The organism is Natrinema sp. 74 (assembly GCF_046097095.1).
GTDB lineage: Archaea > Halobacteriota > Halobacteria > Halobacteriales > Natrialbaceae > Natrinema.
The window spans coordinates 2125121-2139892 of record NZ_CP175698.1 but is presented as its reverse complement, the minus strand read 5'-3'; the positions used below and the strand labels follow the sequence as shown (position 1 = coordinate 2139892).

Sequence of the window (14772 nt, the reverse complement as noted above, 5' to 3'; positions counted from 1 at the left end):
CGATACGGTGTGTATGTCTAAAGCAGGTCAATTAAGTCTATAGGCCACGCGGGCCATCGACGTCCCAGAGAGGTTTGGGCCGTCGTCGGGAACGCGGCGTCGGGGAGGGGCGTTCCGAACGATCGCAAGGCGTCTCTATATGGTGAGAAAGGCAGCTGTAGCACGCGACCGTGCGACACACCTCGATCCGGGCCAGTTTCGCACGGCTTTTGAGTCTCGGCCGGGTAGGGACCGTCGAATGATTTCGAAGGGCTGTGAGCAGTGCGCGAAAGGCGGCAAGATGGTCATGTTCGTCTACGGTTACTGCGACCAGCGCGACTGCTTTTACTGCCCGCTCGGCGAGAATCGCAAGAACGTCACCGACGTCTACGCCAACGAACGACTCGTCGAGAGCGACGAGGACGTACTCACCGAAGCCAAGCGGATGGACGCGCTGGGCACCTCGATCACCGGCGGCGAACCCCAGGAGGCGCTCGACCGAACCTGTCACTACCTCGAGCTCCTAAAAGACGAGTTCGGCGAGGACCACCACACCCACCTCTATACCGGCATCACCGGCGGTCGCGAGAACATGCGTCGCCTCTCAGAAGCCGGCTTGGACGAGATTCGCTTCCACCCGCCCTACGAGCAGTGGGGCGACCTCCACGGGACCGAGTGGGAGGAAATTCTCTATATCGCCCGCGAAGAGGGGCTCACGCCCGCGTTCGAGATTCCCGGTATCCGCGCCGAGGAAGAGTTCCTCGACTTTTTAGACGAGGGCGCGGCGGACTTTTGCAACGTCAACGAGTTCGAGATGTCCCAGGGCAACTACCGCCGGATGCAAGAGCAGGGCTTCGAACTCAAAGAGGACCACATGAGCGCCGTCGACGGCTCCCGCGAGGACATCCTCGAGACGATGGGCGATCACGAGCGGGTCTACTTCTGTACCTCCGTGTTCAAGGACGCGGCCCAGCACCGCCGCCGTCTCAAACGCATGGCCCGCAACGTCCGCCGCGAGTTCGACGATATCACCGACGACGGTACGCTCGTCTACGGGAAAACCTACGCCGACCCCGAACGCTTCGAAGCGCTGGGCGTCCCCCGAGAGTTCTACACAGTCAAAACCGACCACGTCGAAGTGGCCTGGTGGCTCTTGGAGGAGATGATCGAAGAAGGCGATCTCGAGGGCGGTGAGATCGTCGAACAGTATCCGACCTACGACGGACAGGTAGTCGAGCGGACGCCGTTAGCGTAGGCGGTCGAGCACGACCCATCGTAGGGATAACAGGGTTCGGTGGCACGCGGGACGTGGAGCGTCTCGTAGCACGTGAAAACGGCCGCGTCCGCGAAACGGATTTTCGAGGAGAGAGGAAAGCGGACTCGACGGGAAAAGCGCACGTGGTGGGGTGTCAAGCGGACGCCGTATGGTTCCACAAGCGACCGGAGGAACGGGTGAGTTCATTTTCAATTTTAGCACCTCTTATAACCGTCCCACAATATGAAACGCGGGAAGACGGCCGCATTGAGGTCGTTTGGAGGGTTCTCTCGGTGGATGGATTTTAATCGTTTATCTAGCCTGTAATAATGGCGACTATCTCGTAATGCGGTGTTACGATGCAATTCCGAAACGCCGCAATCGTCGCGGTCGCACTGCTCGTGGTCTTCTCGGGGTGTAGCGCTCTGGGGGGGTCACAGGCGGACGCGCCGAACGAAACGACGAACGAGGACGCACCGAACGAAACGGCGAACGAAACCGAATCCGCAGACGGGACGGGGACGAATGCAAGCGACGAAACCGGAACGGGAACGGATGCAGACGGCGGGGACGACACAGCGAGTGAGTCTTGGTCCCCGCCCACGGAGCCAAACCGGCCGCTCGAGAACAAGCGTGAGGACCGGATCGAAAGCGTCCAGTTTGTCGATAAGACGCCCGAAAACAGCACCGACGGCTACTCGAATTTCAACCTCGAGGTCGTTGCCAATACCACCATGGAGGACGTCGATCCGGCGAGCCACGGTGACGTCGTAGGCGAACCATACTTCTTCGTCAAGATCAACGAAGACAAGCAAAAGATCGTCGAACGCACTGGCGAAATGCGCATGGAAGACAACGGTACGTTCCATATCGACGTCCGGCCGGCCGGGATCGAAGAGTTCGGTTCGGGTCCCCTGACCGTCGAGGTCTTCCTGATGGACGAGGACAAGGACTGGGACGATATCTACGACGCCGTTGGCAAGGAAATCCAGTTCAATCCGAACGCGAGTGCCGGCACCGCGGACGCTGGCAGTGACGGAGCGACGGCAGCCGAGACCTAACAACGCCTCCCGACTGAACGCGACGGCCGATGCGATCAGTCGACTGCGGTCGGATCGACGCCCGGGAGCGTGATGAGGTTCTCCCGTCCGATCCGCAGTTTTTCGATTTCATCGTTCTCGTCCATCTTCGAGAGGAGTTGTGAGACCTTGGCGTTCGACCACCCGGTCTCCGAAACGATCGACGCCTGCTTCATCCGGCCGCCGTTTCGCTTGAGGAGACGAAGCACACGTTCCTCGTCGCTCAACAGCTCCGGATCGATTCCGTCGTCGGTAGACTCCTCGAACTCGAGGCGAGTTCCCGTTTCAGTCTCCGCTGGTGGAGCTGACTCGACCGTCGCGCTTGGGCCCGTCTCCGAGTCACCGTCTCCCTCAGCCGTGGTACGCCGACGATCATCGCTGGCGTTCGTGCGATTACCGAACTGTTCCGACAGCCCGAGCGCCTCGCGGAGTCCGAGCGACGGGAGTCGATCGACCGGAAGCGACCGATCGATCGTGATCCCTCGTCGCGCGAGCAGATAGCTGCCGGCACCGACGAGAACCGTGAGTACGAGGAACACGCCGATCAGCAGGCTCCAACCGGAGAACGGTTGCGGACCGGCTCCGCGAAGGATCGTGATCTCGAGTCCGTCCGTGTCGAAGCGATGCGGACCGTCCCAGACGAGCGCTCCGTTCTCAGTGCCCGTCGGGGCATCGACGAAGCCGTAGTTGTTCGGCGGTGCAATAATGAGCCGTTGACCGTCGCTTAACACCCGAATCAGCGGCCCCTCTGACGTAGAGAGAGCATCGCCAACGTGAATCCGATCACCGTCAACGGTCGCGAAGTTCGTCCAGGTAAACGAGTAGGAGATGACGCCGACGCGGCTATCACCTTCTGTTGTGGCCCCGCTGGACTCGTTCTCGATCCGTTCAATTCGCGGCTCGTCCCAGCCGGCGTTCTCGACTGACATTTCGCGACCGGTCGACTCTGACGCGCGAGCGACGAACCGTGCGAACATCTGTCGGTCGTAGGGGGCTGGCTCTTTGCCGGACGTGACCGCAGCAGCGTATTCGTTGAACGTCTCTTCGTCTGTATCGTTGGTAACGAGAAATCTACTTTCGACCGTCCATCTCGCATTCCCATTGTCGGTGACGCGAATTTCGATCACCTGCCAGGTATTGGGACGCTCGAGCGGCGGCGATGCAGTCGACGTGGACGAGATATCGGCGGATTGCTCGAGTGCTGGGGAGAGGGGGGACGACGCTGACGAGGACCGCTCGACCGGCGACGAGGAAGCCGACGGAGTGGCGGCCACTGCCCCCAGCGCCGTCGTCGCGAGGAGGATGGTGAGGGCGAGTGTGGCGGCAGTGGTAATCCGCATGCGTACCAACGGGTGGTTTCCCGGGGGAAAAAACCCTTTCCATCGAAAAATAAAACGTTACCGGCAGCTGTGAACGGTCTTGAGAGGCGTGAATAATCGTGAAAGGAGCGGTCTCGCCGGTTCGTCGGCAGACGACCAGTTTTTGTATCAGGAGTACGTACGGTGGTGCGATGAACAACGCGACCCCTGCCCTCCTCGCGTTTCTTCTTGTCCTCTCGGTACCTGTAGCGACAGTCACAGCAACAGGACCGGCCGACGAGCAGGCCGGCGAATCCGCTGCGGTCACCTCTCAACAGGTCTCCCAACGACTCTTGCAAGCCGAGGTCACTAACACGACGAACCGACTCCAGCTGACTGGCGATGTTCGAAGTGACTACACGGAATATCAGCCTGGTCTCGGAATGGCACTTGCAAGTGCCGACGACGAACTCCGAATCAACCACGAACAGTACGCTATTATTGATGAACAATTCAATAGCGCCACCGGCGAGGAGCAAGCAGCGATGCTTCGGGCAGCGCACGAACAACTCATGCAACGCGCCGACGAGCTCGAGCAGCGCGAGCGAAGAGCGGTGAGAGCACATGCAGCCGGTAAACTTTCGACGATCGGACTCCTCCAAGCACTGTTACGGAATCACAAGGAAGCGGCGGTGCTTTCGGAGCGTCTTGACGAACTCTATGCCCGAGCAAACCAGGTGCCAGAGTATTCGATATCGAAAAAACAGATACGCGCCGGTAAGCTAACACTTGGGTTCCATCAGACTCCGCTTCGAGAAACGCTCACACAGCAGTTTCAAACGCCGGCCAATGGCCATTACGACGTGACCGTCGCAACCTCACAGAACGGATATAGCCTCTCGCTACTATCGGGCAATCGCTACATAGGTGAGACGGTACGATTCGATAATCGTAATCAAACAGCACCCGATAAATTCGAAAACTTGGAAGCAGCGCTCAAGCATTCGAGAGAGCTCTATCCGTGGGCCGACGAACACAAACAAGCGTTGTCCTTCGAGGATAACAGTCGGACTCCCGAGAACTACTACTGGACCGAATTCGGCCACACCCAGGGACGACTTGAGGTCTACCTCGACGGGGGAACGGGGCAGGTGTTCCGCGAGGTACAGGTCCTTACAGTGCCATCGATTCCACAAACCGAAACCGGAGTCGGACCGTGGACCGGTAACGGGCTCAACATGACGATGAACAAGACGGCGAAGACCGGACCGGTCGAAGTGACCGTGACCGATCAAGATACCAATGAGACCGTGAACGCGACCGTTACGTTCGACGGTGTGGAAGTCGGTCAGACCGGCGAAGACGGAACGCTGTGGGTCGTCCCGATGCTCGGTGCACATACACTCGAGGCGAAAACGGAAAACGGAAGCGTCACCGCGACGGTGGCGCGATAAGACGAAGTCGAGGGAGTCGATTCAGACGCATGCCGTGAAGCTACAGACCGTGGGCGAACCAGGGTTTATACGAAAAGGGGCGGACAGGACGGTGCGTGATTCCGAAGCCGAAGCACGATCGACAGCCATCTCGGCCAACCGGCACACGTGCCGTCAGTCCAATCGTTGGCGTCCTCGTTTTGCTCGCGCTCACCGTCTGTCTGGCAGTCGTCGTCGCGATCGGCGTTAGTGGGATATCGCTCGAGTCGGCCGGGCCGACTGCGACCTTCGAACTCGCGGCCGATGGGAATCGCTCGACGATCGCGATCAACCACGTCGCGGGTGACTCGATCGATGTCGAATCGCTGTCCGTGACGATCGCGGTAAACGGTACCGAGCTATCGCGGCAGCCGCCGGTTCCGTTCGTCGGCGCGCGCGGATTCGACGGCTCACCGGGCGGGCCGTTCAACGCGAGAGCCGATCCAGAGTGGACGCCGGGAGAGCGTGTCGGACTGTCCATTGCGGGAACGAACAGTCCTCGCGTTTCGGTCGGCGATTCGGTTACCGTCTCGCTCGCGGTCGACGGGAAACGAGTGGCCAGACTCGAGACGACAGCGGCCTAAACGGGCTCTCGCATCGAACGCTCGAGCGAAGACGAACAGTGTTGGGTCTTATTCGGGCGTGCGACCGATCGTCGTGATCGCAACGTCTGGATCGTGTGGCGGACCCATGAACGCGTGTTTCACGTCCTCGAATCCGGCAGTCTTGAACATCCGGTCGGCCTCGTACTCGTCGTAGAAGAACATGATCGCGTCGGCGAGTCGCTGCGTGATCGACGTATCGGGATAGTTCGGTCCGACGACCAGCACCTGACCGCCGGGTTTGAGGACGCGACGGAACTCCCGGAGCGCGAGAATCGGCGTCGGCCAGTACTCGATCGATCCCGACGACCACACGACATCGAACGTGTCCGTCGCGAACGGGAGCCGCTCGGCGTCACCACGGTGGAAGTGGACCGGCGGGGCGCGCTTGCCGAACTTTCCGTAGGCTTGCTCGAGTTGATGTTCGCTCTGATCGATGGCGTAGACTTCGTCGACGTGCTCAAGCAGCCCTTCGGTCGCGAAACCGGTTCCACAGCCGACGTCGAGGACGGTCATATCCTCCTCGAGGTCGAGCAGTGAGAGCGCCTCGGTACGCATCGTCTCGGTCCAGATGAACGGGTTCACCCAGTCGTAGACCCGCGAGAGGTACTTATAGAACAGTCGAGCGCGGGCCTTGTTCTCGAGAATTCCCATTGGCACGGAGTTTCGGTCCGATCGGCATATGTCTACTGTTCCGGACGCCGCCCGCCGGGAGTAAGACGTGATTACCGGTCAGTTGAGGAGGGGTCGCACTGACGGACTTTCGCAACTACCATATACGCGCTCTGGCAAACGTCCGACTGCTTAGAGTATGCCGAGTCCAGAGGTTCTCGAACGAATTAAGTCGGCGGAGGACGAGGCCGACGAGATCGTCGCACAGGCAACGAACGACCGCGACGAGCGAATAGCCGAGGCTCGAGAACGTGCCGAGGAGATTCGCACGGAAGCGGAACAGGAGGCGCAACAGTTGAAGGAGCGCCGGCTGGAGGAGGCTCGCGAGGAGATCGACGCGGAGTGCGAGCAGGTCCTCGAAGAGGGCGAACGCGAGCGAGAAGAACTCGCCGAGCGCGCCCGGGATCGGATCGACGAAGTGACCGACCACGTCGTCGAGCTGTTCCAGGAGGACGTCCATGCTCAGACCTGAACGGATGAGCAAGGTCTCGGTGGCCGGCTCCAAGGGCGTGATGCCCACGGTCATCGAGACGGTCCACGAACTGAGTCTAGTCCACCTCTCGGACTACGACGGTTCCTGGGAGGCGTTCGACAACGGCGACCCGATCGAGGGGGCCGACGAGGCGTCGGAAAAGCTGGTGACCGTCCGCGCCCTGCAGAGCACCCTTGATCTGTCGGCCGACGAGGCCGAGTCGGGTGCGCTCACGAGCGGTTGGCAAGACCGACTCGAAGAGATCCGGACGCGAGTCAACGAACTCGACGACCGCCAGACCGAGATTGACGACGAACTACGCGACGTCGACGAGCGCCTCGACCGCGTCGCGCCCTTCGCGGAACTCGGCATCGACCTCGACCTGCTGTCGGGGTACGAGACGGTCGACGTGCTCGTCGGCGAAGGCTCCCACGGGGACGTCGAGTCGGCCGTCGCCGACTCCGACGAGATCCGGGCGTTCGAGACGTTCACCGGTGGCGACGTCGTTGCCATCGTAGCCGCGCCCACAGAAGACGCCGGCGAGAACCCGATCGACGACGCGCTAGTCGGCGTCGAGTTCACCCGCTATGAGGTGCCCGACACCGACCAGAGCCCGGACGACTACGTCGCCGACCTGAAACGTCGAAAGCGCGACCTCGGGTCCCAACTCGACGAGATCGACGCGGAACTCGAGGAAATCAAGCGCGAGGAAGGCGGATTCCTCTTGCGAGTCGAAGAGGAGTTGACAGTCGAGGTCCAGCAAGCGGAAGCGCCGCTGCAGTTCGCGACGACCGATCACGCGTTCGTTGCGGAGGGCTGGCTCCCGACCGAGGAGTACGATCGGCTCGTCGAGACGCTGAGCGACGCCGTCGGCGGCAGCGTCGAGGTCGAGGAACTCGTTCGCGCGGATTACAACGACGAGGGGTATCCGACGCGGACGGAGGAGGTCGACCACGGCGGCCCCGGCGGCGAAGACGAGACGAGCGAGGAAGAAGAACGGGAGGTCGCGACGCAGGAGGCGATCGCCGACGGCGGTACGACGACCGCCAGCGGCGGCGTCGTGACGATGGCCGACGACCCACCGGTCGTCCAGGACAACGTCGGTCCCGCAAAGCCGTTCGAGTTCCTACTGCGGCTGATCGACCGCCCCAAGTACAGCGAACTCGATCCGACGATCGTCCTGCTGTTGACGTTCCCGGCGTTCTACGGCTTCATGCTGGGCGATCTCGGCTACGGAATGCTGTACACCGCTGCTGGCTACCTGCTGTACAGTCGCTTCGATGAGGACATTATCCGTAGCCTCGGCGTGATCGGCATGTGGGCCGGCGGGTTCACGATGCTGTTCGGGATGCTGTACGGCGAGATTTTCGGCTTGCACGTGCTCGGCGAGGTCCTCTTCGGCGGCAGTCCGCCGCTGCACAAGGGGATCCAGCCCGTGTTCTCGAAGTACGGCCAGGCGTGGCTGCTGGTGAGTGTCTTCATCGGACTGGGACACCTGACGCTTGGGTACATCTTCGGGTTCGTCAACGATCTCGACCACGGCGTCGCCGACGCGTACTTCGAGAACGGCTCGTGGGCGCTGCTCATGATCGGCGTCTGGATCTGGATCTTCAGCCGCCATGGAGAGGGCGCGAAGCCGGACTTCCTGTTCGAGCTGTTCGGGAGCGGTTCCGAGGCAGCGTTCGAACTCGGCTTCAACGGCTTCGCCGTCGAAATCGGGAAATTCGTCGGGCTCCCGCTCCTCGCGATCGGATTCGTGACGATGGTCTACGGCGAGGTCAAACACTACGGTGCCCTCGGCATCATCATCGGCAGCCTCGAGAGTTTCAACGTCTTCGGTGACGTCCTCTCGTACCTGCGGATCGCAGCGGTCATCCTGGCGAAGGCGGGCATGGCATTCGTCGTCAACATGCTCTTCTTCGGGGTGTACGTCGTCGAGACCGACCACGGCGCGGAGTGGCACTTCGGTACCACCCACGCGCCCAAGCACATGCTCCATGAAGGGACCTACCACGGTCACGAAGTGACCGAGGTCATGTTTGGTGGCTTGCTCCATGGCGGCATCGTGATGGCACTTATCGGCGTGATCATCCTTGTCCTCGGCCACGTCGTCGTCCTGTTGCTCGGGATTACGAGCGCCGGCCTGCAGGGGATTCGTCTGGAATACGTCGAGTTCTTCAACCGGTTCTATGAGGGCGGCGGACGGGCATTCGAGCCCTTCGGCGGCATTCGGTCCGACGACGACAGCTGACGCCGCTCGTCGGCGGCCGTCCTCATCACCACCTTGCGCGGTATTCTGTCTCGTATTTTGCCGGCCGTATCGAAAGGATAATACCTTCGGAAGCTGCGTATTGAGGGTTAGGACGCCAAAATCGGCAGTTTAGTTTGGGAAGTTTTAAGAAGACGCTGGGGAGTAGTACCATCTGTCCGGTTGCAAAACCACGAGGAAACTCAATCATGACAATCGAAGCTCTACCCGAACTGACGCTCGCGCTGAACAGTCTCGCAGAGAACGCGGTTGCGCTTCAGGAGAACGCCACGGCTGGCGGGAGCGGCGGACCTGCAATTGAGCGAGGGGCGGCGGCTGCACTCGGTATCGGTCTCGCGGCAATCGGTGCGGGCTATGCGGAGCGAGCGATCGGCGCATCGGTCGTCGGCGCACTCGCCGAGGACTCCATCTCGCCGGGTATCGGGATTCTGCTGACGGTCCTGCCCGAGACGCTCGTGATCTTCGCACTGGTCGCGCTCTTCGTCGGACCTTAAAGCGCCCTATCGAACCTTCTTACAATGAGTCTAGATACAGTCGTTGAGGACATTCGAGAAGAGGCTCACGCGCGTGCGGAGAATATCCGTTCTGAGGGCGAAACGCGCGCCGAAGAGATCGAGTCAGCCGCTCGAGAGGATGCAGACGAGATCGTCGCCGACGCCGAGGCGGAGGTCGAACGGGAGATCGAGCAGCTGCGCGAACAGCGACTCTCCAGTGCGAAACTGGAGGCGAAACAGAAGCGCCTGGAGGCGCGTCGCGACGTCCTCAGCGAGGTCCGCGAATCGGTCGAGGAGGAACTCGCCGCCCTCGAGGGGGACACCCGTGAGGAACTCACCCGGGACCTGCTCGAGGCGGCCACCGGCGAGTTCGACGAGGGCGACGATGTCAACGTCTACGGTCGCGGCGGCGACGAGGAACTGATCTCCTCGATCCTCGCCGAGTACACCGGCTACGAGTACGCCGGCGAGTACGACTGTCTCGGCGGTGTCGTCGTCGAGAGCGAGCAGTCCCGCGTCCGCGTCAACAACACGTTCGACTCGGTGCTCGAGGACGTGTGGGAAGACAACCTCCGGGAGATCAGCAATCGACTCTTCGAGCAATGAGTACGGGTGCCTCGAATCCGGAGTACGTGAACGCTCGCGTTCGCTCGCGTCGAGCGGCGATGTTGTCCGACGAGGATTACCGCAAGCTGATCCGGATGGGGCCGAGCGAGATCGCGCGGTTCATGGAGGAGACGGAGTACGAACATGAGATCAACGCACTCGGGACGCGCTTTTCGGGCGTCGACCTGATCGAGTACGCGTTAAATCGCAATCTCGCGAAGCACTTCGACGACTTACTCGAGTGGTCAGAGGGGAAACTCTACGACCGCATCGTCCGGTACCTCCGGAAGTTCGACGTTTGGAACCTCAAGACGATCATCCGCGGGATCTACACCGACACTGATCCCGAGGAAATCCGCACGGACCTCATCCGCGCTGGCGAACTCGACGATCGAACGCTCGATCGGCTGGTCGAACTCGACGCGATCGAGGACGTGATCGAACTACTCGAGGGAACGATCTTCGCCGAACCCCTCGAGAACGCCTACGAGCAGTTCGAGGACGTCGGGACGCTCGTCCCGCTCGAGAACGCGCTCGATCGGGCGTTCTACGAGAACCTGCTCGAGGACCTCGGGCGGCCACAGGAGGGGCCGGAGGCGAAGTACGTCGAGTTCCTGCAGGCTGAGATCGACTTCCGGAACGCGCGAAACGCCTTGCGGCTTGCGCGAAGCGGGGCCGATCTCGACCCGGCGGCCTACTACATCGACGGCGGCGTCCTGTTCGAGGAGTCGGAGCTAAACCGACTCGTCGGCCATTACGACGAACTCGTCGACCATATCGCCGAGAACAAGCGCTACGGCGACCGTCTCTCGGGGGCGCTCGATCGTCTGCGAGATGCTGACAGCCTTATACAGTTCGAGCACGCACTAGACGCTGCGTTGCTCGAGTACGCGGACACGCTCTCGAGCGTGTATCCGACCTCGATTTCCCCCGTTCTCTCGTTTATCCTCGCCAAGGAGCGCGAGGTCGAGAACATCCGTGCGATCGCACGGGGTCGCGAGGTCGGACTCGATGAGAGCGAGATCGAAGAGGAGCTGGTGATCCTATGAGCCAGGAAATCGCAGTCGTCGGCAGTCCGGAGTTTACGACCGGCTTCCGCCTCGCGGGAGTCCGACGGTTCGAGAACGTGCCGGACGATGAAAAAGACGAACGATTAGACGACGCGGCGACAGCGGCCCTCGAAGACGAGGGCGTCGGGATCGTCGTCATGCACGACGACGACCTCGAGTACCTGTCGCGCAACGTTCGCCAGGAGGTCGAGACGAGCGTCGAGCCGGTCGTCGTCACCATCGGCAGCGGGACGGGTGGCGGCGGGCTGCGCGAACAGATCAAACGTGCGATCGGTATCGACCTGATGGACGAGGAAGACAGCGAGTAACACTATGAGCCAGGCAGAAGACATCGAATCCGTCGACGAAGACGGTGTAATCGAAAGCGTGAGCGGTCCCGTCGTGACCGCCACGGACCTCGACGCCCGGATGAACGACGTCGTCTACGTCGGCGACGAAGGACTGATGGGCGAGGTCATCGAGATCGAAGGGAACCTGACCACGATTCAGGTGTACGAGGAGACCTCCGGCGTCGGCCCGGGCGAGCCGGTCCAGAACACGGGCGAGCCCCTGAGTGTCGACCTCGGTCCCGGTATGCTGGACTCCATCTACGACGGGGTCCAGCGGCCACTCGACGTCTTAGAAGAGAAGATGGGGACGGCGTTCCTCGACCGTGGGGTCGACGCCCCCGGAATCGACCTCGAGAAGCTGTGGGAGTTCACACCCGAGGTCGAGGAAGGCGACGAGGTCGAGCCCGGCGACATCGTCGGGGTCGTCGAGGAGACAGTCACCATCGACCACAAGGTCATGGTGCCGCCAGATTACGAGGGCGGCGAGGTCGCCAGCGTCGAGAGCGGCGAGTTCACGGTCGAGGAGACCATCGTCGAACTCGACAACGGCGAGGAGATTCAGATGCACCAGGAGTGGCCGGTCCGCGAGGCCCGCCCCGCTGGTGACAAAGAGACGCCGACCGAGCCGCTGGTGACGGGCCAGCGCGTCCAGGACGGCCTCTTCCCGCTTGCAAAAGGCGGGACAGCGGCGATTCCTGGACCCTTTGGCTCCGGGAAGACCGTCACCCAGCAGCAACTCGCCAAGTGGTCCGACGCGGACATCGTCGTCTACATCGGCTGTGGCGAGCGAGGCAACGAGATGACCGAGGTCATCGAGGACTTCCCGGAACTGCCCGACCCCCAGACCGGGAACCCGCTGATGGCCCGAACCTGCCTCATCGCCAACACGTCGAACATGCCCGTTGCGGCCCGCGAGTCCTGTATCTACACGGGGATCACGATCGCGGAGTACTACCGCGACATGGGCTACGACGTCGCGCTGATGGCCGACTCCACCTCCCGGTGGGCAGAGGCCATGCGCGAGATTTCGAGCCGACTCGAGGAGATGCCCGGCGAAGAGGGATACCCCGCATATCTGGCGGCGTCGCTCTCGGAGTTCTACGAGCGCGCTGGCAAGTTCCAACTGATCAACGGCGGCGAGGGTACCATTTCGGTCGTCGGCGCGGTCTCCCCGCCCGGCGGTGACTTCTCTGAGCCGGTCACCCAGAACACGCTGCGTATCGTCAAGACGTTCTGGGCGCTGGACGCCGACCTCGCCGAGCGTCGGCACTTCCCCTCGATCAACTGGAACGAGTCCTACTCGCTGTACAAGGACCAGCTCGACCCGTGGTGGGAGTCGAACGTCGCCGGCGACTGGGCGGAGACCCGCCAGTGGGCGGTCGACGTCTTAGACGAGGAAGACGAGCTCCAGGAGATCGTCCAGCTCGTCGGGAAGGACGCGCTGCCGGAAGACCAGCAGCTCACGCTCGAGGTCGCCCGCTTCCTGCGTGAGGCGTGGCTCCAGCAGAACGCGCTCCACGACGTCGACACCTACTGCGAACCCGAGAAGACCTACCGGATGCTCGAGGCGATCAAGACGTTCAACGACGAGGCCTTCGAGGCGCTCGAGGCCGGCGTCCCGGTCGAGGAGATCCAGGACGTCGACGCCGCACCGCGTCTCAACCGGATGGGCACCGCCGAGGAGTGGGACGAGTTCATCGACGAGATCGAAAGCGACCTCGAAACGCAACTGCGCGCACTGTACTAACAATGAAAGAGTACCAGACTATCACGGAAATCAGCGGTCCGCTGGTGTTCGCCGAGGTCGACGAACCGGTCGGCTACGACGAGATCGTCGAGATCGAGACACCACAGGGCGACACCCTCCGCGGACAGGTGCTTGAATCGAGCGAAGGGATCGTCTCGATCCAGGTGTTCGAAGGGACGGGCGGGATCGACCGCAACGCCTCCGTTCGCTTCCTGGGCGAGACGATGAAGATGCCCGTCACCGAGGACCTCCTTGGGCGGGTGCTCGACGGTTCCGGGAATCCGATCGACGGCGGCCCGGAGATTGTCCCCGACGAGCGCCGCGACATCGTCGGCGAAGCGATCAACCCCTACTCCCGGGAGTATCCCGAGGAGTTCATCCAGACCGGCGTGTCGGCCATCGACGGCATGAACACGCTGGTTCGGGGCCAGAAGCTGCCGATCTTCTCCGGCTCCGGGCTGCCCCACAACGAGCTCGCGCTCCAGATCGCCCGGCAGGCGACCGTGCCCGAAGAAGAGGAAGGCGAGGGCGAAGGCTCTGAGTTCGCGGTCATCTTCGGCGCAATGGGGATCACGGCCGAAGAGGCAAACGAGTTCATGGACGACTTCGAGCGCACCGGTGCACTCGAGCGCTCGGTCGTCTTCATGAACCTCGCGGACGACCCCGCAGTCGAGCGACAGGTCACCCCGCGACTCGCCCTGACGACGGCCGAATATCTGGCCTTCGAGCAGGACTACCACGTGCTGGTCATCCTGACGGACATGACCAACTACTGTGAGGCGCTGCGCGAGATCGGTGCCGCACGTGAGGAGGTCCCGGGACGGCGTGGCTATCCCGGGTACATGTACACCGACCTGGCACAGCTCTACGAGCGCGCGGGTCGAATCGAGGGCAAGGAAGGGTCGGTCACGCAGATTCCGATCCTGACGATGCCCGGTGATGACGACACGCACCCGATTCCGGACCTGACCGGCTACATTACCGAGGGCCAGATCATGATGGATCGGGACCTCAACAGTCAGGGGATCGAGCCGCCGGTCAACGTCCTCCCCAGCCTCTCCCGGCTGATGGACGACGGGATCGGCGAGGGCCTGACCCGCGAGGACCACGGCGACGTCTCCGACCAGATGTACGCCGCCTACGCAGAAGGTGAGGACCTGCGCGACCTCGTGAACATCGTCGGTCGCGAAGCGCTCTCCGAGCGCGACAACAAGTTCCTCGACTTCGCCGATCGCTTCGAGACGGAGTTCGTCCAGCAGGGCTATGACACCAACCGCTCGATCGAAGAGACGCTCGAGATCGGCTGGGACCTGCTCTCGAACCTGCCGAAGACGGAGCTCAACCGGATCGACGAGGAACTCATCGAAGAACACTATCGCGAAGACGAGTCCGAAGCCGTCGAAGTCGAAGCCGAATAACGTCGCCGAG

Annotated in this window: 14 protein-coding genes; 12 read left to right on the top strand and 2 right to left on the bottom strand. The window is 62.0% G+C overall.

Features of this window, described 5'->3' with window-relative positions; translation table 11 throughout:
• Positions 1-238: 238 nt before the first annotated feature.
• Together ACJ70B_RS10575 and ACJ70B_RS10570 are read left to right on the top strand one after the other, a co-directional pair.
• Complete coding sequence (locus ACJ70B_RS10575; RefSeq protein ID WP_408956949.1) at positions 239-1234, top strand: radical SAM protein; 996 nt, start codon at positions 239-241, stop codon at positions 1232-1234.
• A gap of 359 nt (positions 1235-1593) precedes the next feature.
• Entirely contained in the window at positions 1594-2295 is a 702-nt protein-coding gene (locus ACJ70B_RS10570; protein ID WP_408956948.1) for a hypothetical protein, read from the top strand.
• Between the two features lie 35 nt (positions 2296-2330).
• Here ACJ70B_RS10570 and ACJ70B_RS10565 read toward each other — a convergent pair whose 3' ends face one another.
• Positions 2331-3653, bottom strand: coding sequence for a helix-turn-helix transcriptional regulator (locus ACJ70B_RS10565; protein WP_408956947.1), 1323 nt, complete (start codon positions 3651-3653; stop codon positions 2331-2333).
• 170 nt (positions 3654-3823) lie between these two features.
• Between ACJ70B_RS10565 and ACJ70B_RS10560 the strand changes: the two genes are divergently transcribed.
• On the top strand, positions 3824-5065 hold the full coding sequence (locus ACJ70B_RS10560) for a hypothetical protein (RefSeq protein ID WP_408956946.1): 1242 nt from the start codon (positions 3824-3826) through the stop codon (positions 5063-5065).
• A 95-nt stretch (positions 5066-5160) separates the two neighbouring features.
• Positions 5161-5667: a type IV pilin N-terminal domain-containing protein gene (locus tag ACJ70B_RS10555; RefSeq protein WP_408956945.1), complete on the top strand. Its 507-nt coding sequence runs from the start codon at positions 5161-5163 to the stop codon at positions 5665-5667.
• Positions 5668-5715: 48 nt separating this feature from the next.
• Here ACJ70B_RS10555 and ACJ70B_RS10550 read toward each other — a convergent pair whose 3' ends face one another.
• Positions 5716-6339: a methyltransferase domain-containing protein gene (locus tag ACJ70B_RS10550; protein ID WP_408956944.1), complete on the bottom strand. Its 624-nt coding sequence runs from the start codon at positions 6337-6339 to the stop codon at positions 5716-5718.
• Between the two features lie 157 nt (positions 6340-6496).
• On the opposite strand from ACJ70B_RS10550, the gene ahaH reads away from it, so the two are divergent.
• From ahaH to ACJ70B_RS10510, 8 genes are all read left to right on the top strand, one after another.
• A complete protein-coding gene (gene ahaH, locus ACJ70B_RS10545) occupies positions 6497-6829 on the top strand; it encodes an ATP synthase archaeal subunit H (protein ID WP_408956943.1) in 333 nt (110 codons plus the stop codon).
• On the top strand, positions 6816-9080 hold the full coding sequence (locus ACJ70B_RS10540) for a V-type ATP synthase subunit I (RefSeq protein ID WP_408956942.1): 2265 nt from the start codon (positions 6816-6818) through the stop codon (positions 9078-9080). Before ahaH ends, ACJ70B_RS10540 begins: the two co-directional genes overlap by 14 nt.
• A gap of 230 nt (positions 9081-9310) precedes the next feature.
• Positions 9311-9592 (top strand): hypothetical protein, encoded by a 282-nt coding sequence (locus tag ACJ70B_RS10535; protein WP_408960102.1) that lies wholly within the window; start codon positions 9311-9313, stop codon positions 9590-9592.
• Between the two features lie 24 nt (positions 9593-9616).
• On the top strand, positions 9617-10198 hold the full coding sequence (locus ACJ70B_RS10530; protein ID WP_408956941.1) for a V-type ATP synthase subunit E: 582 nt from the start codon (positions 9617-9619) through the stop codon (positions 10196-10198).
• Positions 10195-11247 (top strand): V-type ATP synthase subunit C, encoded by a 1053-nt coding sequence (locus ACJ70B_RS10525; protein WP_408956940.1) that lies wholly within the window; start codon positions 10195-10197, stop codon positions 11245-11247. Before ACJ70B_RS10530 ends, ACJ70B_RS10525 begins: the two co-directional genes overlap by 4 nt.
• Entirely contained in the window at positions 11244-11576 is a 333-nt protein-coding gene (locus ACJ70B_RS10520; protein ID WP_408956939.1) for a V-type ATP synthase subunit F, read from the top strand. Before ACJ70B_RS10525 ends, ACJ70B_RS10520 begins: the two co-directional genes overlap by 4 nt.
• 4 nt (positions 11577-11580) lie before the next feature.
• The gene (locus ACJ70B_RS10515) at positions 11581-13344 is read left to right on the top strand and encodes an ATP synthase subunit A (RefSeq protein ID WP_408956938.1); all 1764 of its coding nucleotides are present in this window, start codon (positions 11581-11583) and stop codon (positions 13342-13344) included.
• Positions 13345-13346: 2 nt separating this feature from the next.
• Positions 13347-14762 (top strand): ATP synthase subunit B, encoded by a 1416-nt coding sequence (locus ACJ70B_RS10510; protein ID WP_408956937.1) that lies wholly within the window; start codon positions 13347-13349, stop codon positions 14760-14762.
• Positions 14763-14772: the final 10 nt, after the last annotated feature.